Genomic DNA, 26,347 nt, shown 5'->3' on the forward strand with positions numbered 1-26,347 from the left:
CCGGATTGCCTCAAGTGTCCAACGCCCCGGCATCGGCTCGCGTTACGATCGACGCTGGCATGATCCGTGGGAATCCGTAAGCTGCGGGCGACCTATTTCCTCAAGAAGCCGGTTTCATGCAAAACACCTCAAACGATATTCTTGTCGCCGCCGGGATTGTGAAGACTTTTCCAGGTGCCATCGCCCTTAACAGGGTCGACTTTTCGCTGCGGCGCGGCGAAGTGCATGCCCTTCTGGGCGAAAACGGCGCCGGCAAATCCACATTGATCAAATGCATGACAGGCGCCTATCGCCGTGACGCTGGCACGTTGACGCTCGATGGCGATGAAATCGATCCGCGCGACACGCTCGACGCCCAGAAGCTTGGGATCGGTACAGTTTACCAGGAGGTCAACCTGCTTGGAAATCTGAGCGTCGCCGAAAACCTTTTTCTGGGCCGCCAGCCGCGCCGGTTCGGTCTCATTCAGACTGGCGAAATGAAGAAGCGTGCCACGGCGCTGCTTGCCCAGTACGGGATCGACATCAACGTTTCGTCGGCACTCGAAAGCTATTCGGTGGCGATCCAGCAGGTGGTGGCGATCGCCCGGGCCGTCGATCTTTCCGGCAAGGTGCTGATCCTCGACGAACCCACCGCCAGCCTTGACGCGCAGGAAGTCGAGATGCTGTTCGGCATCGTCCGCGACCTCAAGGCGAAAGGGCTCGGCATCGTCTTCATCACCCATTTTCTTGAGCAGGTCTATGACCTCTCCGATCGTATCACCGTCTTGCGCAACGGCCAGCTGGTCGGCACACGCGATACCGCATCGTTGCCGCGCCGGGAACTTGTCACGATGATGCTTGGCCACGAACTTCAGTCTGTCGAAAAAGCTGTCGCGGCAGCAGAGACCGCAAGCGGGCCGGTTCACTTCCGCTTTTCCAACTATGGCAAATCGGGCAAGATCAAGCCGTTCGATCTGGACGTCCGCAAGGGTGAGGTGGTCGGAATTGCCGGCCTTCTCGGCTCCGGCCGTACGGAAACCGCGGAATTGATGTTTGGCGTGCACAAGGCGGATAGCGGCAGTGCTGACATCGCCGGCAAGCCCGCCAATCTGTCATCGCCCCGCGCGGCCATCGCCGAAGGCTTCGGTTTCTGCCCCGAGGATCGAAAGCTGGACGGCATCATCGGCGAACTGTCGGTGCGCGAAAATATCGTTCTGGCGTTGCAGGCCCGACGCGGCTGGGCCCGGCCGCTTTCTGATTTCGAACAGAATGCCTTGGCCGATCGCTATATCAAGGCTCTGGATATCCGCACCAGCGACCGCGAGAAACCGATCCGACTCCTGTCGGGCGGCAACCAGCAGAAAGCCATTCTGGCGCGCTGGCTCGCCACCAATCCGCAGTTTCTCATTCTCGACGAGCCGACCCGTGGCATCGATGTCGGTGCCCACGCGGAGATCATCCGGCTCATCGGCGAACTCTGCGCGCAGGGCATGTCGCTGATTGTCATCTCATCCGAGCTTGAGGAACTTGTGGCTTACAGTTCAAGGATCATCGTCTTGCGCGACCGTGCGCATGTCGCGGAATTGACGGGCAGCGAAATCACCACAGAACACATCGTCAATGCCATTGCCGGGGCAACTTCTCTGGGAGGCGTCCAATGATCGACAACGCAAAACGCCTCGGCCGCCGTCTGCTTCCCCAGTTCGTGGCATTGGCCATGATCCTGGTGCTCATCCGAATCGTTTTCCCTGACTTTTTCTCCATCGAGATCCAGAACGGGCGACTGTACGGCAGTTTGATTGATATTCTCAACCGCGGCGCACCGGTCGCCCTCCTTGCCGTCGGCATGACGGTGGTAATCGCCACCAAGGGTATCGACCTCTCCGTCGGGGCCGTCATGGCGATCTGCGGCGCCGTTGCCGCGGCATCCAGCGTGAGGGGCGATCCGCTACTCCTGACGCTGGTGCTGGCCGTCGGTACCGGCCTCATCTGCGGGGTCTGGAACGGATTCCTCGTCTCTGTCCTCAATATTCAGCCGATCATTGCCACGCTCGTGCTGATGGTTGCTGGACGCGGTATCGCCCAACTGGTGACCGAAGGCGCGATCCTGACCTTCAACGATCCGGGCCTGATCTTCGTCGGCAGCGGCTCGTTCCTCGGCCTGCCCATGCCGGTTGTCATATGGCTGGTATTCGGTATTGCGGTCGCGCTTTTGGTGCGGCGAACGGCGCTCGGCATGCTGATCGAGGCCGTTGGCATCAACCGCCGCGCCAGCACGCTGTCGGGCATCCAGACACCGTTGCTGCTGATGGCCGCCTATATGCTGTCGGGGCTGTGCGCTGCCATCGCCGGCTTGATCGTGACCGCCGACATTCGCGGTGCGGACGCCAACAATGCCGGGCTCTGGCTCGAACTCGATGCCATTCTGGCCGTCGTCGTCGGCGGCACGTCGCTGCTCGGCGGCCGGTTCAGCATCGTCGCCTCGCTGATCGGCGCCATGATCATTCAGGCGGTCAACACCGGTATCCTTTCATCCGGGTTCCCGCCGGAATTCAACCTGATCATCAAGGCCGCGATCATCGTCATCATCCTTGTCATCCAGTCACCGCGCGTACAGGCCGGCATGACGTTCCTCAGCCGAAAATCCGTCCGCAGAGACACCGCGGAGCAGTCCGTCCAATGAACCAGAAATATCTTCCGCTAATCGCCACCATCATAATCTTCGTCGTCTCCTATGCGGCCTGCGCCGCGCAGTACCCGAACATCCTGTCGACGCGGGTGATCGGCAACCTTCTGACAGACAATGCCTTTCTCGGCATCGCCGCGGTCGGCATGACATTCGTCATCCTGTCGGGCGGCATCGACCTGTCAATCGGCTCCGTCATCGCCTTCACCGGCATATTTCTGGCGGTCATCCTCCAGAATACCGGCATTCATCCGCTCGCGGCCTTCGTTCTGGTGTTGATCATCACCACGCTTTTCGGCGCCATCATGGGCGCCATCATCCACTATCTCGAAATGCCGGCCTTCATCGTTACCCTTGCCGGCATGTTCCTGGCGCGCGGCATGGCCTTCGTGCTGTCGATCGATTCCATCCCGATCAAGCATCCGTTTTACGCGACGATGAAGACGTTTTATTACAAGTTGCCTGGTGGTGGCAGGATCACGCTGATCGGCGGACTGATGCTGCTGGTCTTTGCCGCCGGCATCCTGATTGCCCAGCGGACGCGTTTCGGCACCAATGTTTATGCGCTGGGCGGCGGCCCCCAGACATCAGCCCTGATGGGCGTTCCCGTCGGTCGCACGACGATCATGATCTACGGCCTTTCGGGCTTTCTCGCCGGGCTTTCGGGAATCGTTTATTCCCTCTACACATCGGCGGGTTATTCGCTCGCAACCGTTGGGGTCGAGCTGGATGCGATTGCCGCCGTGGTGATCGGGGGAACGCTTCTGACAGGAGGCGCCGGGTTTGTTGGTGGAACACTCGTCGGCGTTTTGATCCAGGGACTGATCCAGACGTACATCACCTTTGACGGTTCGTTGTCGAGTTGGTGGACGAAAATTCTGATCGGTGCTTTGCTGTTTGCATTCATTCTGATGCAAAAGGCCATCCTGTTTTTGTCGCGCCAGAACAGAAAGTATTCCTGAGGGGGGAAATGCTTGCGTAAGGGTATGCTCGAGACGGTCATTACCGGTGTGAATACGCGCACTAGTCATGCGCAGGTGGTCGATGTGTTGGGCAAGGCCATTGTTGCCGGAGAATTCCCCGTAGGCTCCATCCTGCCGGGGGATCCTGAGCTTGCCATGCGGTTCAAGGTATCCCGCACTGTGTTGCGCGAAGCGATGAAGACGCTTGCGGCAAAGGGACTGATCGTGCCGCGCGCCCGCATCGGCACGCGGGTAACGCCGAAAAACAACTGGAATTTGTTCGATAGCGATGTGCTGACCTGGCATTTTCACGGTGGTGTCGACGAAGAGTTTCTCCACCATCTGAGCGAAATTCGGCTGGCGTTCGAGCCACACGGTGCGGCTCTTGCGGCGGTCAACGCAACGGAAGCGGAAATCAGCGGCATGATGCGACTGGCCGTCGCCATGGGCGATCCCGAACACACCGCGGAAACATTGGCCATAGCCGACTTGAAATTTCATCTCGCCGTTGTCGAAGCGTCTGGAAATCCGTTCATGCGCACCGTCGGCAGCCTGATCGAGGCGGCGCTTGTCGGCATCTTCAAGCTGAGTTCGCCGACCTCCGGCCGCGATCGCATCGACGACGTTGCCCGCTCGCATATCCGCATCGTCGAGCAGATCAGCCGGCGGGACGAAGCCGGCGCCAGGGCGGCTATGGAGAATGTCATCCGTGTCGGGCGCGAGCGCGTTCGCGTGGCTCTGAGCGAACTCGCCGAGGCGAAAAACCTCGGCCAGTGATCGGCGCCGGTCGCTTCTTCCCGGCTGAAATCGGCAAGGCTTTGGGTTTGATAATACACGTCTTGCGGCAAAAGAGCCGCAATTCGGCAGTTGCCGCCTTGCTGCCATTGCATCTTCCGCCTATTTGATAGGACTACAACTGACGTGCGTCGCCTCCGATGCGCGTATCTCTATCAACGGTGTCCGAGGGTTATGTCCGAACTGATTGTTATTTTCGTGCTTTTATTGATCAATGCGTTTTTCGCGCTTTCGGAAATGGCAATTGTATCGGCAAGTCGCCCCCTGCTGCGGCAGATGGCAAAACAGGGCAACAGCCGCGCCGAACTGGCGCTGCGGCTCGCCGAGGATCCCGGTAAATTTCTCTCCACCGTCCAGGTTGGCATCACGCTCGTCGGCACGCTGGCCGGCGCCTATGGCGGCGCCACGATCGCCGACAAGCTCGCGCCGACGCTGGATACCATCAGCTGGATCCATCCCTACGGCAGCACCGTCGCCGTCGCATTGGTCGTCACTCTCATCACCTACCTTTCGGTTGTGATCGGCGAACTCATCCCCAAGCAGTTGGCTTTGAAGAATTCCGAAGGCGTGGCAATGTTCGTTGCTGGTCCGATGTCGTTCCTCTCGCGCCTGGCCGCCCCCGTCGTCTATCTTTTCGAGATGTCGGCGTCGCTTTTCATGCGCATTTTCGGGGTCTCCAGCGACAGCGATCATGTAACTGAAGAGGAAGTGCAGGCGATCATGGCCGAAGGCGTCGAAAGCGGCGCGATCGAGAAGTCGGAACATGAGATGCTGCGACGGATCATCCGGCTGGGCGACCGCAACGTCAAATCGATCATGACGCACCGCACGGAAGTCAGCTTCATCGATGTCAATGATACGCTCGAAGCGATCCGCGCCAAGGTCGAGCAATCCGCGCATTCCCGCTATCCGGTGATGGATGCCACGGGTGAGGTGTTGGGCGCTGTTCTGGTCAAGGAAATACTGAACGCACCGGGCCGGTCCGGCTTTCACGTCCGCAACTTCGTCAAGGATATCCACACGCTGCCGGAAACGGCATCCTGCCTGAAGGCGCTCGAAGCCTTCAAGTCGTCGCGCATCAACATGGCGATGATCGTCGATGAGTACGGCAGCATCGAAGGCATCATCACCATCGCCGATATTCTCGAAGCGATCGTCGGTGTGCTGCCGTCGAACTATGACGACATCGAGCACGCATTGATTCGTCAGCGCGAGGACGGTTCCTATTTGGTCGACGGGCGCACGCCGATCGACGAAATCCATCTGACGATCGGCATCGACGAAATCGATTCTGACGGCAATTACGAAACCATCTCGGGCTTCCTGGTGCAGCAGTTGCGCAAGAACCCGGAGGAGGGCGACGTGACGGAAGCCTATGGATATCGTTTCGAGGTCATCGACATGGATGGCCGCCGCATCGACAAGATCCTTGTTTCTCGCGCCGCTCACTGAACCGATGGCATTGTCCAAAAAAGCAAAAAGGCCGGGACAAACCCGACCTTTCCTCAATTCGCCTGATGTTTGACCTGCTAGTACATCCGTAGTCAGATCAACTGAACGAATTATTCGGCTGCTCTGCTTAATAAATGGTTACCGTGTCGGTCTTGTGACGGAAAACCGGCGGATTTCTTTACTTTTCCTGAATTGAGATGCCGCCCTCACCGATCTTCAGCTCGACGCCGTCGGGCTTGGATTCCTTGTCGTAGACGTAAATCCCCAAGACGACGACCAGAACGACGAGACCTCCGATAACCATATAGAGCGCATTGCGATTCACTTCGTTTCCTTCCATCAAGGGCTGTCATATGCCTGATGATAAATAGGCGCAGGCGGATATTTGGGAAGGGCTGAAACTGACCGAAGTGGTCAGGCAGCGGGCTGCCGCAGGATCATGACATCACATGTTGCGCCCACATCCGCGGCAGGGGCATGAGGTGGCCGGATGATCAGGCAATCGGACTGGGCAAAGACCTGCATCATCGAGGAATCCTGGCGCAAGAATGTCTCTGCGCGCAGCATTCCGTCGCTGTCCCGCGTCAGCCGGGCGCGGACATAGTCCTGACGCTTGTCGTTGGCCGGAAGGGCAGTTGTTGTTTTCGCCTTGGCATTGCGGTCGCGCGCGGGCAGCGAGCCGATATGGCGCAGCAGGGGTTCGAGGAAGAGCAGGGCGCAGACGAGGCTCGATACCGGGTTTCCCGGCAGGCCGAGCACGATCATGCCGTCAAGCGTGCCGACCATCAGCGGCTTTCCCGGCCGCATGGCAATCTGCCAGAAGTCGAGCTTCATGCCGCTTTCAACCAGCGTCGATTGAACGAGGTCATGATCGCCGACGGAGGCGCCGCCAAGCGTCACCAGCACATCCGCGCCTGCGGCTTGCGCCTGGGCCACGGCCGCGGCAATGGCGGCCTTGTCGTCGCGCACGATCCCCAGATCGATGACCTCGGCGCCGTTGTCGCGGGCGATCGCCGCGACACCATAGGTGTTCGATGCGATGATCTGATCCGGACCAGGCACACTGCCCGGGGGGAGCAGTTCGTCGCCGGTGGCAAGGATCGCTACCTTGGGACGGATGAAAACAGGCAGTTCGGGGTAATTCATCCCTGCCGCGACCGTCAGTCGTCCGGCATCGAGGAGATCTCCCGCGCGCAGCACGACGTCGCCGAAAGTAAAATCCTGTCCCTTGGGCCGGATATGCCTGCCTTTTCCGGGGGCAAAGGTGGTCCGGATGCGGCTGTCGGCAAGTGTTTCCGCGTCTTCCTGAATCAGCACCGTATCCGCGCCGGAAGGAACCGGTGCGCCGGTGAAGATCCGCACGACCTGACCGGCACCAACATGGCCAGGAAAGCCGCGTCCCGCCGCCGATTCGCCGATAACGGCAAGCTCCGTCCCGATAGTCTCAAAATCCTGGTGGCGTCCGGCATAACCATCCATGGCCGAATTGTCGAAGGCGGGATGTGTGAGTTTCGCCTTGATATCCTCCGCCAGGATGCGGCCCATTGCTTCGTGCAACCCGATCGTTTCAATCCGCGTGATGGGCGCTGCGCCGCCGAGCAATCTGCCAAGCGCATCCGAAACCGGAAGCAAAGCCATCAGCCCTGCCTCTCATCACGGACATAGTCACCCGAACGGCCACCCGATTTTTGAACGAGCCGGATGCCGCCGATCTCCATTTCCCGGTCGGCCGCCTTGGCCATGTCGTAGATCGTTAGGCAGGCAACGCTTGCTGCGGTCAAGGCTTCCATTTCGACGCCGGTACGGCCGGTAAGCTTGGCCATGGTTTTAACCCGAAGGCCGGGCAGGGCGTCGTCCGCGGTAATTTCAACGGACACTTTGGAGAGCATCAGCGGATGACACAACGGAATGAGATTGGCCGTCTGCTTGGCCGCCATGATGCCGGCGAGACGTGCCGTGGCGATGACATCGCCCTTCTTGGCATTGCCCGTGAGGATGAGGCCGAGCGTTTCCGGCCGCATCCGGACATAGCCTTCGGCAACGGCAACGCGCACGGTTTCGGCCTTGTCTCCGACATCGACCATATCGGCTTTGCCATCGGCGCCGATATGGGTGAGTGAGGGCGCGGTCATTATTCGGCGGCCAGGATGCCGGCGGAGCCGGTGAGAAGGGCGCGCGTCGCAGCCGTGACATCGTCCTTGCGCATCAGGCTTTCGCCGACGAGGAAGGTGGAAATGCCGCTCTTTGCCAACCGGACGCAATCCTCGTGGCCGAATATGCCGCTTTCGCCGACAAGCAGCCGATCGGCAGGCACCAGTGGCGCCAGTTTCTCCGACAGGGCGATATCGACCTCGAAGGTCTTCAGGTTGCGATTGTTGATGCCGAGGAGCGGCGAGCTGAGTTTCAGCGCGCGCTCCAGTTCCTCTTCGTCGTGGACTTCGACAAGCACGTCCATGCCGAGTAAGAACGCCTCGTCCTCAAGCCGCTGCGCATCGCCGTCGTTGAGCGATGCCATGATCAAAAGGATGCAGTCGGCCCCCCAGGCGCGCGCCTCATGGACCTGGTAGGTGTCGAACATGAAGTCCTTTCGCAGAGCGGGGAGCGAGCAGGCATCCCGCGCCGCCGTCAGGAATTCCGGAGCGCCCTGGAAGCTCGGTTTGTCCGTGAGGACGGAAAGACAGGCGGCGCCACCGGCCTGATAGGCCTTTGCCAGAAGCGGCGGATCGAAATCCGGGCGGATGAGGCCCTTGGACGGGCTGGCCTTCTTGATTTCGGCGATCAGGCCGAAGCCGCCTGCCGTCTGCTTAGCCTTCAGGGCATTGAGAAAGCCGCGCGGCGCTTCCTGATCGGTGCTCCTGGCCTTCAGGTCTGCAAGGCTGACGCTTGCCTTTGCGGCAGCGATCTCCTCGCGCTTGTAGATCTCGATCTTCTGCAGAATATCGGCCATCGATCGTCTCCTTATGCTGCGTTCGAGACGCGAATGAGGCGCTCGAGCGTGGCATTGGCAGCACCACTGCTCAGCGACTGGCGGGCGAGCGTCATGCCTTCACCCAGATTCGCGGCACGTCCGGCGATCACCAGCGATGCGGCGGCATTGGCAAGCGAGATATCGCGATATGGGGTCGCGTCGCCTTCGAGAACGCCCTTGAGCGCGGCGGCATTGTATGCACCGTCGCCACCCTTCAGGTCTGCAAGCTGAACCGTTTCCAGCCCGAAATCGGCAGGCGTCAGCTCAAACGTGCGGATCGTGCCGTTCTCAAGCGCAGCGACCTGCGTCACGCCGGTGGTGGTGATTTCGTCCAGTCCTGCGCCATGGACGACCCAGATGCTTTTCGAGCCGAGATCGCGCAGCACTTCGGCGATCGGCATGAGCCATTGTGGGGCAAAGACGCCGACGAGTTGCTGCTTGACACCTGCCGGGTTCGAAAGGGGGCCAAGTAGATTGAAGATCGTCCGCGTTCCAAGTTCTACCCGCGTCGGGCCGACATGGCGCATCGCCGAATGATGCTGCTGGGCGAACATGAAGCCGAGACCAGCCTCCGAAATGCAGCGCGAAATGGCGTCCGGTCCGATATCGAGCTTTATACCGAGGCAGGAGAGGGCATCCGCCGCTCCCGATTTGGAGCTCAGGGCGCGATTGCCGTGTTTAGCCACGGGAACACCGGCGCCGGCAACGATCAGCGCCGCGAGTGTCGAGATATTGTAGGTTCCGGTACCGTCGCCGCCCGTGCCTACGATATCGATGGCATCGGCCGGAGCCTCGACCGTCAGCATGCGCGCCCGCATGGCGCCGACCGCGCCGACGATTTCATCGACCGTCTCGCCGCGCACGCGCAGTGCCATCAGGAAGCCGCCGATCTGCGAGGGCGTCGCTTCGCCGGACATGATGATTTCGAAGGCGGCGCGTGCATCCTCGCGGTTGAGCGCTTCGCCCGCTGCGGCCTTGGCGACGAAAGGCTTCAAGTCCGGCATGCTTATCCCTCTGCGTTACCGCTGTTGCGACAGGGCGAGCTCGGCGAGCTGCTGATTGATCGTAACACCGTAGCCCTTCTGCAACTCGCTGACCATCTGGTCGAGAATGTCGTCGCCGCTCGCCTGGGCGATGGCGTTGATCTGCCGGTCGTCGTTGTCGAGCGCGTCGCCTGGGTTGTCGTCGTCGACTTCAGTGACCTTCAAAAGGATCTGGCCTTCGCCGCCAATGCCTGCGGCATTGGCGACCAGGCCGTTCGCGCCGCCGAACGCTGCGGTAACCGCCGCAGGGCTCAGAGCCGCATCTTCCGTCGAGCGGCGAAGTCCCGATTTGGTTTCGACGGCGATGCCGAGTTCGGTGGCAATCGCGGCCAGCGTTTCACCCTTCTCGACGCGGGTCTTCAGCTCGACGGCCTTTGCTGTGAGTTCGTTACGCTGCTGTTCCGCCGTCCAGTCGGCGACGACCTTTTCGCGGGCTTCATCCAGCGTGCGGTCACGCGACGGCGTCACTTCATCGACGTCGAACCAGACGTAACCGTCGCGGCCGAGGTTGACCGGCAGGGTTTCCCCGCCGACTTCGGCCTTGAAGGCTTCTTCGAGCAACGTCTTTTCCTCCGGGATGCCGGCAATTTTCTCGCCGTTCGCATCGTTGCCGCGTGCGTCGACGGCATTGAGAACAACAAGTTTGAGGTTCGTCTGGCCGGCTGCGTCCTGCATCGATGCGCCGGAAACGCGGGCATCCTCGAACTTGTCATGGATGCCCATGATCTCGTTGCCGGCGTTGCTCAGCGCCAGTTCCTTGCGCAACTCGTCCTTGACCTCGTCGTAGGCGCGAACGGTTTCCGGTTTGATATTGGTGATGCGCAGGATGACGGCACCGAAGGCGCCGTCGATCACCGGTGTCGTCTGACCATCCGCGACAACGGCGAAAGCTGCATCGCCAAGCTTGGGGTCGGGCATGCGGTCGCGGGTGAAATCGCCGAGCAGTACGTCGCTGGCGGTCTTGCCTGCGGCGGCAACCAGATCGTCAAAGCTCGTACCGGTGGAAAGCTTGACTGCCGCAGCGTCAGCTTCCGCACGCGAAGGGAAGGAAAGCTGTTCGACGGTGCGCGTTTCCGGAGTGCGGAAGCTGTCCTTGCGCTTTTCGTAATCGGCGCGCACTTCGTCTTCGGTAACCGACGCCGGGTCGGCGATATCGGCCGGTTCCAGCTTCACATAGCTGACCTTGCGGAATTCCGGCGCACGGTAGTCAGCCTTGTGGCTTTCGAACCAGGGCTTGAGCACTTCGTCGGATGGCGCCTTGACCGGGTCGACGTTGGCGTTGGAAAGCAGCAGATAGTCGACGGTGCGCGTCTGGTTGCGATATTGGCGCAAAGCATCGCCCAGAACCTTCGGCGGCGTATATCCGTCCGACAACGCCTCGACGATCTGCGAGCGCACGGCGACCTGGCTGCGATTGTTGATGTAATCCTGCTCGCGCAATCCCGCATTGCGCAAGACACTCGAAAATGTCGCGCGATCGAACTGGCCGTTGACACCCTTGAAAGCCGGATCTTCGCTGATCAGCGTGGCAAGCCTGTCCTGTGACAGGCCAAGGTTCATGTCTTCGGACAGCTGGTCGAGCGTAGCGCCAGCGACGAGCTGCGAATAAACCTGGGCTTCGACGCCGAAGGCCTTGGCCTGCTCGCGGCTCAGCCGCGTACCGAACTGCCTGGAAAGCTGGGCCACCTGCCGCTCATAGGCGAGCCGGAAATCGCTCGGCGAGACCTTCACGTCGCCGACCGTCACGACGGCATCCGCCGACCCCGGTACAAGCGACGTGGACACACCCCAGACACCAAAGGAAAGAACAAGAAGGGCCATCAGCCCTTTGACAACCCAAGTCTGGGCGCCTCTTCTCAGGAATTCAAGCATGGGACTGCATACCTCGTCGCAATTTCATGGCCGCCGGACGGCAACCGGTTTCGTTCCTTAGAGCAATCCGAGGCGGAATTGAAGGGTTCAAGCGTGCAAAAAATCGGGGAAACCGGCTGCGCAGCCGGCCAAGACGAACCGCCTTGGAAACATATGCCGCCGATATTGCCTCAAATGCTTTTGAAGGCGGGGCAACATCTCTTCCACGGCTTGCCGTTTGAAGACTGAAACATGTCGGAATTGTTAGCCGGCAATCAAAAAATATCTGTCACTAGTGACCATCGCGCGCGTGATCGCGTCTCTGAAACTGCTAATGTTGACCCGCCAGACCAATGCCGACTCGCGTTGTCGAGGAACGATCTTGGCGGGAAAGCCGGAGTGCCGACATGGAATCCATCATCGTCATGGTCAATCTCTTTGGAGCGGTCGCGCTGCTGCTTTTCGGCCTGTCTCAGGTGAAGGAGGGCGCGACACGTGCCTTCGGCATCAAGCTGCGGACCGGATTGGCGCAGGGCACAAGCGGACCGGTGCGCTCGTTTCTCGGCGGCTTCGTCGCAACGGTAGCGCTCCAGAGCTCCACCGCGACCGCGCTGATGATCGCGTCTTTCGTCGAGAAGGGGCTGGTGCGCGCGCGCATGGCGCAGATCGTGCTGCTCGGCGCCAACGTCGGAACGGCGGTGACCGCCTGGATCGTCGCGACCGGCATTGACTGGCTGTCGCCGCTGCTCATCCTTGCCGGGGTCATGCTGTACCGGGCGGGGCGGTCAAGTGCGAAACAGGGTGCGGGCATGGCTCTGGTCGGCATCGGCTTGATGCTGCTGTCTCTGCATCTGCTTGGGCTTGCAACGGAGCCGATGCGGCAATCGCCGGCGCTGGGCGCCTTTTTGACCATGCTCGACAGCGCCTGGCCTGTCGCGCTGATTTTCGCGGCCGTGCTCGCCTTCGTCTCGTCGTCCAGCCTTGCCGTCGTCGTCCTCATCCTGTCGCTCTCGTCGGCCGGTATCCTGTCTTCAGGGCTGACGATCGCCCTCGTCCTCGGTGCCAATCTTGGAGGCGCAGTACCGCCGGTCATTGCGACATTGTCCGCCTCGGCCTCCGCCCGGCGGGTGACGGCGGGCAATCTTGTCGTTCGCGCCATCGGCTGCCTGATCGCACTGTCGGCGGCGGTGCCCGTGGCGGGCTTTCTTCAGACGCTGCCATTATCATCGGCAAAACTGCCGGTCGATATCCACTTGCTGTTCAACGTGGCGCTCGCGGTTCTTGCCTGGCCGTTCTCGTCGCTGCTGTCGGCCGCCATGCTGCGGCTCATTCCGGATGAGCCGAAGGCGGAGACAGGCCCGCTCTATCTCGACGACAGGGCGCTGACGACGCCGGTCATCGCCCTTTCTGGCGCGACCCGGGAGGTCTTGCGCGTCGGCGACCTGATCGAAGCGATGCTGATCGGGACGATGAATGCGTTCAATCGCAATAATCTTGCCGAGCTGAAGGATATCGCCAAGCTTGAAAAACAGGTGGACCTGCTGCAACAGGAGGTCAAAATCTACCTGTCGCGCCTCGGACGCGCCGGGCTGAGCGACGAGAATGGCCGGCGCTCCATCGTCATTATCGACTATGCCATCAACCTTGAGCACATCGGCGACATCATCGAGAAGGGCCTGACGGAACAGGTCAAGAAGAAGATCGACAACGGCCTCAAATTTTCCGAGGACGGTTATCAGGAGCTCAAAACGCTGTTCAACCTCACAATCGACAATCTGCGCATAGCCCAGACCATTTTCGTCACGCGGGATGCCGATCTTGCCCGCCACCTGATGGAGGTGAAGGTCGATGTCCGCCACATGGAGAAACGCTCGTCCGAGCGTCATCTGGAGCGCCTGCGTGACGGGCGCGCCGACAGCCTGCAGACCAGTTCTCTGCACCTCGATATCCTGCGCGACCTCAAGCGCATCAATGCGCATATCGTCTCCGTCGCGCATCCGATTCTGGACGAAAGCGGGCTGTTGACCGAGAGCCGTCTGCGGCTGCCCGGCTAAGGTCAGGGCTTTGCAGCAATTCCGTTGCGCACGAAGGCGTCGAAGCACGGCGTCAGCGTCATGCGGTGGTGACCGGCAGCAAGGATCGGCTCGTAGATTTTCAGGAGCTTCAGACGGGCCGTGGTCGGCGGGCATGTCGGGTAGAGCGCGAGATCGACGGCGGCGACGGCCGCCTTGACGCGCTGATCCGGCGGCGGCACCGCGCGGTAGGGATCGGCGCCGATGGCTATGTATTTCGGGGCATGCCGGTCCAGCAGCCAGGGAAAGGGATTGGTGAAGTCGATCGCCATGATCGTCTCGAACCTGACATTGTTCGCCGCCTCGTAGTCGCGGATCGCTGAGACGGCATCATCGGCACTTTCAAGCCACAGAGCCTGGAAATCGAAATCGCTATAGAGCAGGAATGACGGCAGCTCGCCGGACGAAGCCAGTGCCTCGTAGGTTGGGCGGTAATCGATGTAGTTCGCATGCAGACGGGTTGCGCGCAGGCTGAGGAGGTCGCGGACGCCAACGGCGCCCATGCTCTTCAAATTACGGTTTTCGAGCGGCGTATTGTTTATGCCGCCGATCCAGGCGCGCGCCGTTTTTTGGGCGACGGCCACCACCGGTGGCAATGTGGCACACAGTGCCAGGACAGCAATGGTTGCGAAAGCGAAGGAGGGGCCTTTTTGCCGGTAGCTTTCGATCATGATGCCCAGCAACAGCGGCCACAGGAAGATGAACGCCTGGCTGCCGGTATTCTGGCTTTCGAACAGGAGACCTGCGGCGACAAAACTCGCCAGCCAGAAAAACGACTGGTCGGCGATTTTACCAAGGGCGGAAAAACCGGGTCTTGCGGCGAAGGCCCGGATATCCTGGTAAAACGCGGGAAACGCGTTGAAAAACAGCACGAGGCCGAGAAGGCTACACGCCAGGATCACTCCGAAATTGATCGACGCCGCCTGCAGCAAGCGAGGCAGCAGGCTGGTATCGTTGATCAACAGCAGCGCCAGGATGTCGTTTGCATAGGCTGAAACCATGCCGGAGATGATTTCCAGAAGACCGATGGCGGCAAAGAAAAATGCACCGGCGGCAAGCGCCGCGCGCAGCGGCAATCGTCCGGCCATAAAAGCCATCAGGCAGAGGATGAGGCCCGCGGCGACGCCGGTGACCTTTATGAACAGCAGGGCAAGCATGGCAAGCGCCGTCACCGTTGCCAGCGTTTTCCATCCGCGCACGAAAACCAGACCTGCGGCGAGTACATAGAGCAGCTGGCAGATCTGGCGATTGTAGATTCCGAAGCCGTCCGAGCCGGGGTACGGATAAAACTCCGCCGTGTTGAACGGCAGGAGCGAAAAGAACAGGAACGGCAGCAGCAGGCCGTAGGCGATGGCGGCCGAGCGTTTCTGCACGTCCCGGGTGACCAGTGCCATCAGCGGCGCGGTAACGGTCAATAGAGACCAGCTGGACAGAAGAAGCGGATGGCCGTTCGGGAAAAGATAAAGCCATCCGGCAAAAAGATAATAGCCGAGGCCGCCGACCGGCGCAAAAAAGTCGACCGACGGTATCTGGCCGTCGGCAATCCGGTTTGCCGCGTCGAGATAGATATAGTGGTCCCAATACATCGGACCGATCGGCATCGTCAGCGTCGCGATCAGTGCCAGCGGCAGGCACGCCATGGCCAGCGCCAGCACGATCAGCGGCTGGCGGGCGAGCGTCGCGCGAAGGCCGTCGCGCCTGCTGGAAAGCACTGTGTCGGTTGATGAAGCCTGCATCGTCGGTATCATTCCCGGCCATCGAAGCCGTCAAACACGGTCATCCTCCGCTTATGACAGGATCGGGTTTTATCCGGGTTAACATGGCCTTGCTCGCACGGATTATGTTCCTTGTAATATCTTCCTGCTATGTAACGGGCAGAATCGAACCGGCTTCGACGCCGTGACGCCATAAAGACGGGAGAACATGAATGAAGCGCACATGCCTGGCGATCATTTTGGCAGCGGGGGAAAGCACCCGGATGAAGTCGTCCATGTCCAAGGTGCTGCATCCGGTCGCCGGCCGGCCGATGATTGCGCATGTGGTCGAATCGCTCGTCAACGCTTCGATTTCGTCTGCCGCACTTGTCCTTGGGCGCGACGCCGATGCGGTCAAGTCCGCCGCCGCCCGCAACGACATCGAGCTATCCGCATGTCTTCAGAAAGAACGCCTCGGCACCGGCCATGCGGTTCTTGCGGCGAAGGACGCGATTGCCAAGGGCTACGACGACATTCTCGTCGTATTCGGTGATACGCCGCTGCTCACCGCGGCGCCGCTTCTAGCAGCCCGGCAGGGCTTGGCGGACGGCAATGATGTGGTCGTCATCGGCTTCCAGACGGCCGATCCGACCGGGTATGGCAGGCTGATCGTCGAGAACGGTGCTCTTCTGGCAATCCGTGAGCAAAAGGATGCCACCGAAGACGAAAAGAAGATCACCTATTGCAACGGCGGCCTGATGGCGATCAACGGTGCCAGGGCGCTGGAACTGCTCGGCAAGATCGGTAACGCCAACGCCAAGGGCGAATATTACCTGACGGATATCGTCGAGATCGTCCGCGCCGAAGGTGGCAAGGCAATCGCCGTCGAGGCGCCGGAAACGGAACTGACCGGTTGCAACAACCGCGCCGAACTGGCTGCGATCGAGGCCATCTGGCAGAAACGCCGCCGTCACGAGATGATGGTATCCGGTGTGTCGATGATCGCGCCCGAAACCGTATTCCTGTCGTTTGATACGCAGATTGCGCAGGACGTTCTGATCGAGCCGAACGTGGTCTTCGGCCCGGGAGTTACCGTTGAAAGCGGCGCCATCATCCACGCCTTCTCGCATCTCGAAGGCGCCCATGTGAGCAATGGCGCAACCGTCGGCCCCTATGCGCGCCTGCGTCCGGGCGCCAATCTCGGACCGGATTCGAAGGTCGGCAATTTCTGCGAAGTAAAGAAGGCGGAAATCGGCGCCGGCGCCAAGGTCAATCACCTCACCTATATCGGCGATGCCTTCGTCGGCGAGAAAACCAATATCGGCGCAGGGACGATCACCTGCAACTATGATGGCGTCAACAAGCACATCACCCGCATCGGCGCGAATGCCTTCATCGGTTCGAATTCTTCTCTGGTTGCCCCGGTATCGGTGGGCGATGGCGCGCTGGTTGCTTCCGGCAGCGTAATTACCGAAGATGTGCCGTCGGATGCGGTCGCTTTCGGCCGTGCACGCCAGGAGATCAAGCCGGGCAGGGCGAAAATCCTGCGCGAGCGCTATCAGGCCGAAAAGGCAGCCAAAAAAAAATAGCCGCTTGCTGTGTCACGGTTAAAGCCTGAAACCGAAAGTGACGTTCGGACTAATTGCGCATTTTTGGAAATTCGATACCAAAGCGGCATCTGAAGAATGAATATCGATCGGCGTCATGTCGGCGCTGGTCTCACGAAAAAATTGCGGAGAAGAGAGACATGTGCGGCATCGTCGGTATCGTTGGAAATCAGCCTGTCTCCGAGCGCCTTGTCGATGCCCTGAAGCGGCTCGAATATCGCGGTTATGATTCCGCTGGCGTCGCAACGATCCATGACGGCATTCTTGAGCGCCGCCGCGCCGAAGGCAAGCTGGTCAACCTCGAAACCAAGCTGCGCGGCGAGCCGCTGGCAGGCTTGACCGGCATCGCCCACACCCGCTGGGCGACGCACGGTGCACCGACCGAAAACAATGCTCATCCGCATTTCACCGACGGCGTTGCTGTCGTTCACAATGGCATCATCGAGAATTTTTCCGAGCTGAAGGATGAGCTTGCCGCTGCCGGCGCGACCTTCGCGACCCAGACCGACACCGAGGTCGTGGCTCAACTGCTTGCCAAGCTGATCCGCGATGGCATGAGCCAGAGGGATGCCATGCAGGCGATGCTGCGGCGTGTGACCGGTGCCTATGCCCTTGCCGTCATCTTCCAGGATGCGCCGGGCACGATCATGGCTGCCCGTAGCGGTCCGCCGCTTGCCGTCGGTTTCGGCAAGGGCGAAATGTTCCTCGGTTCCGACGCCATCGCGCTGTCGCCCTTCACCAATGAAATCACCTATCTGATCGATGGCGACTGGGCGGTGCTGACCGCCGACAGTATCGAAATCCTCGATCACGATGGCAAGCCGGTCTCACGCCCGCGCCAGGTGTCGGTGGCTGCGGCCTATATGGTCGACAAGGGCAATCACCGCCATTTCATGGAAAAGGAAATCTACGAACAGCCGGAGGTGATTTCGCACGCGCTTGGCCACTACGTCGATTTCATCGAAAACAAAGTCAATCCGATCGCCGCCGCGATCGATTTCGCCAAGGTTCCGAGCCTTGCGATCTCCGCCTGCGGCACGGCCTATCTCGCCGGCCTTGTCGGCAAGTACTGGTTCGAGCGCTACGCCCGCCTGCCTGTCGAGATCGACGTTGCCTCGGAATTCCGCTACCGCGACATTCCGCTGTCGCCGCAGTCGGCAGCCCTGTTCATCTCGCAGTCCGGCGAGACCGCCGACACCTTGGCATCCCTGCGTTATTGCAAGGAACACGGCCTGAAGATCGGCGCCGTCGTCAACGTCAAGGAATCGACGATCGCGCGGGAATCCGATGCGATCTTCCCGATCATGGCAGGTCCTGAAATCGGCGTTGCCTCGACCAAGGCCTTCACCTGCCAGCTTTCTGTGCTGGCAGCGCTTGCAATCGGCGCTGGTCGGGCACGCGGGACCGTTTCGCAAGCCGAGGAAAAGGTCCTCGTTCGCAGCCTTGCCGAAATGCCGCGCATCATGGGCAAGGTACTCAACAGCATCCAGCCGACGATCGAAAGCCTGGCTCGTGAGTTGTCGAAATGCAAGGACGTACTCTATCTCGGCCGCGGCACCAGCTATCCGCTGGCCATGGAAGGCGCGCTGAAGCTCAAGGAAATTTCCTATATCCATGCCGAAGGCTATGCAGCGGGCGAACTGAAGCACGGCCCGATCGCGCTGATCGACGAAAACATGCCGGTCATCGTCATTGCGCCGCATGACCGTTTCTTCGAAAAGACGGTGTCCAACATGCAGGAGGTCGCGGCGCGTGGCGGCCGCATCATCTTCATTACCGACGAGAAGGGGGCTGCTGCCTCGAAGCTCGAAACGATGAGCACGATCATCCTGCCGAATGTCGACGAGATCATCGCACCGATGATCTTCTCGCTGCCGATCCAGTTGCTCGCCTATCACACGGCCGTCTTCATGGGCACCGACGTCGATCAGCCGCGCAACCTGGCCAAGTCGGTCACCGTGGAATGATCATTCGTGCCGAAGGGCCGGCTGATATCGCGGCGATCCACGCCATAACCCTGGAAGCCTTCAAGGGGCAGTCGTACAGCGACCAGACGGAACATCTGATCGTCGATCGACTGCGGGACGCGGGTGCGCTGAGCCTTTCGCTGGTTGCCGAGGTTGGGGGCGAGGTGGTCGGCCACATCGCCTTTTCTCCGGTCGAGCTGTCCGATGGTTCGAAGCAATGGTTCGGGCTTGGTCCCGTGTCTGTAATGCCGTCCCATCAGGGGCAGGGCGTAGGCGGCGCCTTGATCCGCAGAGGATTGGAAATGCTGAGAGAGCAGGCCGCAGCCGGATGCGTCGTGGTCGGCAATCCCGAACTCTATCGCAAGTTCGGGTTTCAGAACGATGCCCGGATGAGCTACGCAGATTGTGCGCCGCAATATTTTTTAACGCAGCCCTTGTCGTCCACTCCGGCGTCCGGCATGGTGACATTCAACGCGGCGTTTTACGCTGGCGTAGACGGATAGACGGAGCGGCATGACAGACAAACCGGCACGTGGGTTTCTGGCCACGCGGTTGAGGAATTATTTCCTGACCGGCCTGATCATCTGTGCGCCGCTTGCCATCACGGCCTGGATCACCTGGTCGTTCATCCTCTGGGCCGATAGCTGGGTCAAACCCTATCTGCCGTTCGACTACAATCCCGACAATTTCCTGCCCTATCCTGTACCCGGTTTCGGCCTTCTGACGGCTTTGATGTTGATCACCCTGGTTGGGTTTTTCACGGCCAATCTCATCGGAAAGAGCATCGTCGGCTTCGGCGAATCCCTTCTCGTCCGCACGCCGCTGGTCCGTTCGATCTACAAGGGTTTGAAACAGATCTTCCAGACGGTGCTGCAGGATCAGTCGAACTCCTTCAAGAAGGCGGGCCTGATCGAATATCCAAGCCCCGGCCTTTGGTCGCTGGTGTTCATCGCGACGGACGCCAAGGGCGAGATGGCGGTCAAATTCACCGAGCGCGGCCTGGACATGGTAGCCGTATTCTTGCCGCCAACGCCGGTGCCGACGGCCGGATTCCTGATTTTCGTACAGCGTGAAAAGATCGTTCCGCTCGACATGAGCCCCGAGGACGCTGCCAAGCTGCTGCTCTCCGGCGGTCTCGTCGCGCCCGACTATCTGCCGAAGGGTTTGGCGCCGTCGCAGGAGGCAGCTCCAGTCGTCTCCAGGCGCGGCAAGATGCTCAGCCGGCCCTGAGAAAACGGATCGCTTCGTCCCTGCGGTGGAGATAAAGCAGCGTCCTCAAAGCTTCACCACGCGCCGATGTCAGATCAGGATCGCGCTCGACGATGTAAGCCGCATCCTTGCGCGCGATTTCAAGCAGATCACCATGCGCCTCGAGGCTGGCGATGCGGAAACCAGGCGTACCGGACTGCCGTGTGCCGAGCAATTCGCCTTCACCCCGCAGTTTCAAATCCTCTTCGGCGATCAGGAAGCCATCTTCCGTTTCGCGCAGGATGGACAGTCGCGCCCGGCCATTTTCACTTAAAGGCCCCTTATAGAGCAATATGCAGGTCGAGGCCTCGTCGCCACGCCCGACGCGGCCGCGCAACTGATGCAGTTGAGCCAGCCCGAACCGTTCCGCGTGCTCGATCACCATGATCGTCGCATCGGGCACGTCGACCCCAACTTCGACGACGGTGGTCGCGACCAGCAAGCGGATCTCGCTGTTCTTGAAGGCAAGCATGACCGCGTCCTTGTCCGCGCCGTTCATTCGCCCGTGAACCAGACCCACCTCAGTGCCGAAATGGCTCTTGAGCGTCTGGAACCGTTCATCGACCGACATCAGGTCGGAGGCCTCGGATTCTTCCACCAGCGGGCAAATCCAATAGGCCTTTTTGCCCTCGTCAAGCGCAGTGCGAAGCCTTGCGACGATCTCGCCGGTGCGCTCGGTCGAGACAGTCACCGTCTGGATCGGTTTGCGCCCAGCGGGCTTCTCGGTGAGTTTCGAGACGTCCATGTCGCCGAAGGCCGCCAGTACCAGCGTGCGCGGGATCGGCGTGGCGGTCATGACAAGCATATGCGGTGAGATGCCCTTGGCCGTCAGCCGCAGGCGCTGGTGCACACCGAAACGATGCTGCTCGTCGACGACCGCAAGAAGCAGATTGTTGTAAACGACGGTATCCTGGAACAGCGCATGCGTGCCGATGACGATCTGGGTTTCGCCGGAGACGATGCGCTCGAGAATAGCCTCGCGCTCGCGCCCCTTGGTGCGGCCGGTGAGCACATCGATGTTGATCCCGGCGGGTGCGGCCATCTTCGTGAGCGTCGTAAAATGCTGCCGAGCCAAAATTTCCGTCGGCGCCATCAGCACGGCCTGTCCGCCGCTTTCGACGGCGGCCAGCATCGACATCAGCGCCACCGCCGTCTTTCCCGAGCCGACATCGCCCTGCAGCAGCCGCAGCATGCGCTCCGTTCCCGCCATATCCTCCAGCACTTCACCGATGGCCGTCGTCTGGCTCGCAGTCAGCGAAAAGGGCAGGGCGGCAAGGACCGGCTTGCTCAGCTTTCCCGTTGCATGCACCGGCGTGCCGGCCACCTTGCGCAGCCGCTGGCGAACGAGGGACAAGGAGAGTTGCCCGGCGAGGAATTCGTCATAGGCAAGCCGCCGGCGGGCCGGTGCCTGCGGATCGAGATCGGTTTCGTCACGCGGATCGTGCAACGCCAGGAACGAATCGCGCGCCGATAGAAAGCTCTGTTTCTCGGTCAGCGCTTCATCGATCCATTCGGGAAAATCAGGGATGCGCGGCAGGGCCGCTTCAACCGCCTTGCGCAGGATGCGTGCCGAAAGCCCGGCCGTCAGCGGATAGACGGGTTCGACCAACGGCAGGTTTTCGGCCTCCGCTGCCCGCACCATATAATCCGGATGCACCATCGACGGGCGGCCGTTGAACCAGTCGACCTTGCCGCTGACGGTGACGGTCTCGTTGACCGGCAATGCCTTTTCCAGCCAGTTGCCCTTCACGCGGAAGAAGGTCAGTGCTAGCTCGCCGGTATCGTCATGCAGGAAGACGCGGTAGGGCTGGCTGGTTCTGGGCGGCGGCGGCTGGTGGCGGTCGACCCGGCCGGTGATGGTGACGATGACCCCCTGCGGTGCACGCGCGATGCCCGGTTGGTGACGGCGGTCGATCAGCGAATGCGGCGCGTGGAAGATCAGGTCGATCACCCGGCAATCGTCGATACTTTCGCGGCCAAGCAGCCGCGCATAAAGTTCGCCCGCTTTCGGACCGATGCCGGGAAGCGAGTTCAAGGGGGCAAAAAGTGGATCGAGAAGGGCCGGGCGCATGGTGGGCAGACTGAAACGAGGAATCGGTCTTTGGCAAGGCTGACAATCGTCTATTCAGCGTTTATAGAGCCATGGCAACGCGCTGCCTTGACCGGATGCGGCGACAGGAAGGACTTTTCATGACGGGCATCACGCGCACGAGCGCCGATCTCGATCCGCGCCGCAGGCGGATTCTCTTTCGTGCGTGGCATCGCGGTATCCGCGAGATGGATCTCGTTTTCGGACAGTTCGCAGACAACGAACTGGCCAATCTTGCCGAGACGGATCTCGACGAACTCGAAACCATCATGGCGGAAGAAGACAACGATCTAGTCAAGTGGATCCTCGGATCGCAGCCGGTGCCCGAACGCTACCGCACACCCTTGTTCGCACGCATCGTTTCCTATCGCCCTGATTTCGATGTGCTCTTCACCGACAAGGACAAAAACGACTGATGATTGCCGGTTTTGATCCCAGGAAAGTTGCACGCGCCACCCGCGAATTGACCATCGGCCCCGTGCCTGCCGGCGTTGAGCCGCTGATCCTGGCGGAGCTTGCCCGCGCCAACGGCCCGGTTGCCTATATTCTCTCGGATGGCCAGCGCATCGCCGATGTCGAGCAGATGCTGGGTTTCGCAGCACCGGACATTCCGGTCCTGACCCTGCCGGGCTGGGATTGCCTGCCCTACGACCGGGTCTCGCCCAGCGCCGATACATCGGCCCGGCGCTTGGCGACGCTGAGCGGTTTGATCGCGCATGCGAAAAAACCGCATCCGGCCATCGTGCTGGTCACCGTCAACGCGGCGCTGCAGAAGATGGCGCCGCAGGATATCATCGAAAGCCTTGCCTTCTCCGCGCGGCCCGGGGCGAATATCCGCATGGACGATATCGCCGCAAGGCTCGGGCGTAACGGCTTCGAGCGCGTCGCAACGGTCCGTGAAGTCGGTGAATTTGCCGTGCGCGGCGGCATTCTCGATGTCTTCGTTCCCGGCAGCGAAGAGCCTGTCCGCCTCGATTTCTTCGGCGATACGCTCGAGACCATCCGCTCCTTCGATCCGGCCAGCCAGCGCACCACCGGCCAGGCCCGCTCGCTCGATCTCAATCCGATGAGCGAGGTGTCGTTGACACCCGAGACGATCAGCCATTTTCGCACGCAGTATCTGTCGATGTTCGGCGCGGCAACGCGGGACGATGCGCTCTACCTGGCGGTCTCGGAAGGCCGGCGCTATGCCGGCATGGAGCATTGGCTGCCGCTGTTCTACGACCGGCTGGATACGGTGTTTGACTATCTCGGCGGTTTCCACATCGTCACTGATCACGTCGTCCGCGAAGCGGCGGCCGAACGCTCCAAGCTTGTTCAGGACTATTACGAGGCACGCCAGTCGTCCGTTGCCCCGGGCAAGTCGCAGATTTCACAAGGGACGCCATATAAGCCCGTTTCACCCGGAATGCTCTACCTCAGTGCGGATGACTTCAATGCCGCATTGATTTCGCGCAATGCCGTGCGCCTCTCGCCCTTCAGCGAACATGACGGTGAAGCGCGGCAGGTCATCTCGATCGATGCGCGGCTCGGCGTGCGCTGGGCGAAGAACGCGACGGAAACGACCAGCGATGCCGAGCGGGTCAATGTCTTCGATCTGGCCGTCAAATACATCGCCGACCGCCGGGCCAAGGGTGCCAAGGTGCTGATTTCCGCCTGGTCGGAGGGGTCACTCGATCGGCTCCTGCAGGTGCTGGTCGAGCATGGCCTCGCCAACATCAAGCCGATTAAGGCGCTGTCGGAACTCAACAGCCTGAAATCCGGCGAGGCGGCCTCCGCCGTTCTCAGCCTCGAAAGCGGTTTTGAAACCGGCAATCTCGTCGTCATCGGCGAGCAGGATATTCTGGGCGACCGCATGGTGCGGCGTTCGAAGCGCCGCAAGCGCGGCGCGGATTTCATCGCCGAAGTAGCGGGCCTCGATGAAGGCAGCATCGTCGTCCATGCCGAACATGGCATCGGCCGCTTCATCGGCCTGCGCACCATCGAAGCGGCAGGCGCACCGCATGCCTGCCTGGAACTCGTCTATGCCGACGAGGCAAAACTTTTCCTGCCGGTGGAAAACATCGAGCTTCTGTCGCGCTATGGCTCGGAAGGCAGCGATGCCGTTCTCGACAAGCTCGGCGGCGTCGCCTGGCAGGCGCGCAAGGCCAAGCTGAAGAAACGCCTTCTGGACATGGCCGGCGGCCTGATCCGCATCGCGGCCGAGCGTTTGACGCGCCATGCGCCGGTGCTGACGACGCCCGAGGGCCTCTACGACGAATTCGCCGCCCGCTTCCCCTATGACGAGACCGAAGACCAGATGACCTCCATTGAGGCCGTGCGCGACGATCTCGGCGCCGGCCGACCGATGGACCGGCTCGTCTGCGGCGATGTCGGCTTCGGCAAGACCGAAGTGGCCTTGCGCGCCGCGTTTATCGCGGCCATGAACGGCGTTCAGGTGGCGGTCGTGGTCCCCACCACGCTTCTCGCACGCCAGCATTTCAAGTCCTTCACCGAGCGCTTCCGGGGGCTCCCTGTGCGCATTGCCCAGGCATCGCGCCTCGTCGGCTCCAAGGAACTGGCACTGACCAAGAAGGAAGTGGCCGAGGGCAAGACCGATATCGTCGTCGGCACGCATGCGCTGCTCGGCGCGTCGATCAATTTCGCCAATCTCGGGCTGCTGATCATCGACGAGGAGCAGCATTTCGGCGTCAAGCACAAGGAACGGCTGAAGGAACTGAAATCCGACGTGCATGTGCTGACGCTGTCGGCAACGCCGATCCCGCGCACGCTGCAACTGGCGCTGACAGGCGTTCGCGAACTGTCGCTGATCACAACAGCGCCGGTCGACCGCATGGCGGTGCGCACCTTTATTTCGCCCTTCGATGCCCTGGTGATCCGCGAAACGCTGATGCGCGAACATTATCGCGGCGGCCAGAGTTTCTATGTCTGCCCGAGGCTTGCCGACCTCTCGGAAATCCATGATTTCTTGAAATCGGATGTACCTGAACTGAAGGTCGCCGTCGCCCACGGCCAGATGCCGGCGACCGAACTGGAAGACATCATGAACGCCTTCTACGAAGGCCGCTATGATGTTCTGCTTTCGACGACGATCGTCGAATCCGGGCTCGACGTGCCGACGGCCAATACGCTGATCGTCCACCGCGCCGACATGTTCGGCCTGGCGCAGCTCTACCAGCTCAGAGGCCGCGTCGGTCGTTCCAAGGTGCGCGCCTTCGCGCTGTTCACGCTGCCGGTCAACCGGACGCTGACGGGCATGGCCGAACGCCGCCTCAAGGTCCTGCAATCGCTCGATACGCTGGGCGCCGGTTTCCAGCTGGCGAGCCACGACCTCGATATCCGCGGTGCCGGCAACCTGCTAGGCGACGAGCAGTCCGGCCATATCAAGGAGGTCGGCTTCGAACTCTACCAGCAGATGCTGGAGGAAGCCGTTGCCGAGCTGAAGGGTGACGAGGAGATCACCGACAGTGGCTGGTCGCCGCAGATTTCCGTCGGTACGCCGGTGATGATTCCGGACGAGTATGTGCCGGACCTGCATTTGCGCCTCGGATTGTATCGTCGCTTGGGCGAGATTACCGAGCTTGGCGATATCGACGCCTTCGGTGCCGAACTGATCGACCGATTCGGGCCGCTGCCGCTTGAAGTCCAGCACCTTCTGAAGATCGTCTATATCAAATCGCTCTGCCGTACGGCCAATGTCGAAAAGCTCGATGCGGGGCCGAAGGGCGTCGTCGTGCAGTTTCGCAACCGCGAATTCCCCAATCCAGGTGCGCTGGTCGGCTATATCGCCAAGCAGGGCATCATGGCGAAGATCCGGCCCGATCACAGCATCTTCTTCCAGCGCGATTTCCCGACTCCGGAAAAGCGGCTCGCCGGCGCTGCGGTGGTGATGACGCAGCTTGCTGGGCTGGCAAAGACTGCCTGAATGACAAAA

20 protein-coding genes are annotated in these 26,347 nt (G+C 60.9%); 12 read left to right on the top strand and 8 right to left on the bottom strand.

Annotated elements, in window-relative coordinates; translation table 11 throughout:
* Positions 1-116: 116 nt before the first annotated feature.
* From ytfR to J2Z75_RS01385, 5 genes are all read left to right on the top strand, one after another.
* Positions 117-1,640 (top strand): galactofuranose ABC transporter, ATP-binding protein YtfR, encoded by a 1,524-nt coding sequence (ytfR, locus tag J2Z75_RS01365; protein ID WP_209846580.1) that lies wholly within the window; start codon positions 117-119, stop codon positions 1,638-1,640.
* Positions 1,637-2,662 carry an ABC transporter permease gene (locus J2Z75_RS01370; RefSeq protein WP_209846583.1) on the top strand — a complete coding sequence of 342 codons (1,026 nt, stop codon included), beginning with the start codon at positions 1,637-1,639 and terminating at the stop codon, positions 2,660-2,662. The genes ytfR and J2Z75_RS01370 overlap by 4 nt, the downstream gene beginning before the upstream one ends.
* Positions 2,659-3,627: a galactofuranose ABC transporter, permease protein YjfF gene (gene yjfF / locus J2Z75_RS01375; protein ID WP_209846586.1), complete on the top strand. Its 969-nt coding sequence runs from the start codon at positions 2,659-2,661 to the stop codon at positions 3,625-3,627. The genes J2Z75_RS01370 and yjfF overlap by 4 nt, the downstream gene beginning before the upstream one ends.
* A gap of 24 nt (positions 3,628-3,651) precedes the next feature.
* Positions 3,652-4,404, top strand: a complete 753-nt coding sequence (locus J2Z75_RS01380) for a FadR/GntR family transcriptional regulator (protein ID WP_209848678.1) — start codon at positions 3,652-3,654, stop codon at positions 4,402-4,404.
* Between the two features lie 192 nt (positions 4,405-4,596).
* A complete protein-coding gene (locus tag J2Z75_RS01385; protein ID WP_209846589.1) occupies positions 4,597-5,874 on the top strand; it encodes a hemolysin family protein in 1,278 nt (425 codons plus the stop codon).
* A gap of 178 nt (positions 5,875-6,052) precedes the next feature.
* On the opposite strand, the gene J2Z75_RS01390 is transcribed toward J2Z75_RS01385, so the two are convergent.
* The 6 genes from J2Z75_RS01390 to J2Z75_RS01415 all read right to left on the bottom strand — a co-directional run bounded on the left by J2Z75_RS01390 (position 6,053) and on the right by J2Z75_RS01415 (position 11,757).
* Positions 6,053-6,199: a hypothetical protein gene (locus J2Z75_RS01390; protein WP_209846592.1), complete on the bottom strand. Its 147-nt coding sequence runs from the start codon at positions 6,197-6,199 to the stop codon at positions 6,053-6,055.
* A gap of 89 nt (positions 6,200-6,288) precedes the next feature.
* Positions 6,289-7,512: a molybdopterin molybdotransferase MoeA gene (locus tag J2Z75_RS01395; protein ID WP_209846595.1), complete on the bottom strand. Its 1,224-nt coding sequence runs from the start codon at positions 7,510-7,512 to the stop codon at positions 6,289-6,291.
* Positions 7,512-8,006: a cyclic pyranopterin monophosphate synthase MoaC gene (gene moaC / locus J2Z75_RS01400; protein WP_209846598.1), complete on the bottom strand. Its 495-nt coding sequence runs from the start codon at positions 8,004-8,006 to the stop codon at positions 7,512-7,514. The genes J2Z75_RS01395 and moaC overlap by 1 nt, the downstream gene beginning before the upstream one ends.
* Positions 8,006-8,821 (bottom strand): indole-3-glycerol phosphate synthase TrpC, encoded by an 816-nt coding sequence (trpC, locus tag J2Z75_RS01405; protein WP_209846601.1) that lies wholly within the window; start codon positions 8,819-8,821, stop codon positions 8,006-8,008. The genes moaC and trpC overlap by 1 nt, the downstream gene beginning before the upstream one ends.
* Positions 8,822-8,832: 11 nt before the next feature.
* On the bottom strand, positions 8,833-9,846 hold the full coding sequence (gene trpD / locus J2Z75_RS01410; RefSeq protein ID WP_209846603.1) for an anthranilate phosphoribosyltransferase: 1,014 nt from the start codon (positions 9,844-9,846) through the stop codon (positions 8,833-8,835).
* A 15-nt stretch (positions 9,847-9,861) separates the two neighbouring features.
* Positions 9,862-11,757 carry a peptidylprolyl isomerase gene (locus J2Z75_RS01415; RefSeq protein ID WP_209846606.1) on the bottom strand — a complete coding sequence of 632 codons (1,896 nt, stop codon included), beginning with the start codon at positions 11,755-11,757 and terminating at the stop codon, positions 9,862-9,864.
* A 386-nt stretch (positions 11,758-12,143) separates the two neighbouring features.
* Here J2Z75_RS01415 and J2Z75_RS01420 point away from each other — a divergent pair, with 386 nt between their 5' ends.
* Positions 12,144-13,790 (top strand): Na/Pi cotransporter family protein, encoded by a 1,647-nt coding sequence (locus J2Z75_RS01420; protein WP_209846609.1) that lies wholly within the window; start codon positions 12,144-12,146, stop codon positions 13,788-13,790.
* A 2-nt stretch (positions 13,791-13,792) separates the two neighbouring features.
* Here J2Z75_RS01420 and J2Z75_RS01425 read toward each other — a convergent pair whose 3' ends face one another.
* Positions 13,793-15,544 carry a hypothetical protein gene (locus J2Z75_RS01425; protein ID WP_209846611.1) on the bottom strand — a complete coding sequence of 584 codons (1,752 nt, stop codon included), beginning with the start codon at positions 15,542-15,544 and terminating at the stop codon, positions 13,793-13,795.
* Positions 15,545-15,735: 191 nt separating this feature from the next.
* Between J2Z75_RS01425 and glmU the strand changes: the two genes are divergently transcribed.
* The 4 genes from glmU to J2Z75_RS01445 all read left to right on the top strand — a co-directional run bounded on the left by glmU (position 15,736) and on the right by J2Z75_RS01445 (position 20,306).
* Positions 15,736-17,091, top strand: a complete 1,356-nt coding sequence (gene glmU / locus J2Z75_RS01430; RefSeq protein WP_209846614.1) for a bifunctional UDP-N-acetylglucosamine diphosphorylase/glucosamine-1-phosphate N-acetyltransferase GlmU — start codon at positions 15,736-15,738, stop codon at positions 17,089-17,091.
* A gap of 158 nt (positions 17,092-17,249) precedes the next feature.
* Positions 17,250-19,076 carry a glutamine--fructose-6-phosphate transaminase (isomerizing) gene (gene glmS / locus J2Z75_RS01435; protein WP_209846617.1) on the top strand — a complete coding sequence of 609 codons (1,827 nt, stop codon included), beginning with the start codon at positions 17,250-17,252 and terminating at the stop codon, positions 19,074-19,076.
* Entirely contained in the window at positions 19,073-19,579 is a 507-nt protein-coding gene (locus tag J2Z75_RS01440; protein ID WP_209846620.1) for a GNAT family N-acetyltransferase, read from the top strand. The genes glmS and J2Z75_RS01440 overlap by 4 nt, the downstream gene beginning before the upstream one ends.
* Before the next feature lie 10 nt (positions 19,580-19,589).
* Positions 19,590-20,306 (top strand): DUF502 domain-containing protein, encoded by a 717-nt coding sequence (locus tag J2Z75_RS01445; RefSeq protein ID WP_234937081.1) that lies wholly within the window; start codon positions 19,590-19,592, stop codon positions 20,304-20,306.
* Here the strand turns inward: J2Z75_RS01445 and recG are convergent.
* Positions 20,293-22,395, bottom strand: a complete 2,103-nt coding sequence (gene recG, locus J2Z75_RS01450) for an ATP-dependent DNA helicase RecG (protein WP_209846623.1) — start codon at positions 22,393-22,395, stop codon at positions 20,293-20,295. The genes J2Z75_RS01445 and recG overlap by 14 nt on opposite strands.
* A 119-nt stretch (positions 22,396-22,514) precedes the next feature.
* Here recG and J2Z75_RS01455 point away from each other — a divergent pair, with 119 nt between their 5' ends.
* Positions 22,515-22,829, top strand: a complete 315-nt coding sequence (locus tag J2Z75_RS01455; RefSeq protein ID WP_209846639.1) for an FAD assembly factor SdhE — start codon at positions 22,515-22,517, stop codon at positions 22,827-22,829.
* The gene (gene mfd, locus J2Z75_RS01460; RefSeq protein ID WP_209846641.1) at positions 22,829-26,338 is read left to right on the top strand and encodes a transcription-repair coupling factor; all 3,510 of its coding nucleotides are present in this window, start codon (positions 22,829-22,831) and stop codon (positions 26,336-26,338) included. Before J2Z75_RS01455 ends, mfd begins: the two co-directional genes overlap by 1 nt.
* The last annotated feature ends 9 nt before the right edge of the window (positions 26,339-26,347 follow it).

This window comes from Rhizobium herbae (assembly GCF_017873135.1).
Lineage (GTDB): Bacteria > Pseudomonadota > Alphaproteobacteria > Rhizobiales > Rhizobiaceae > Pararhizobium > Pararhizobium herbae.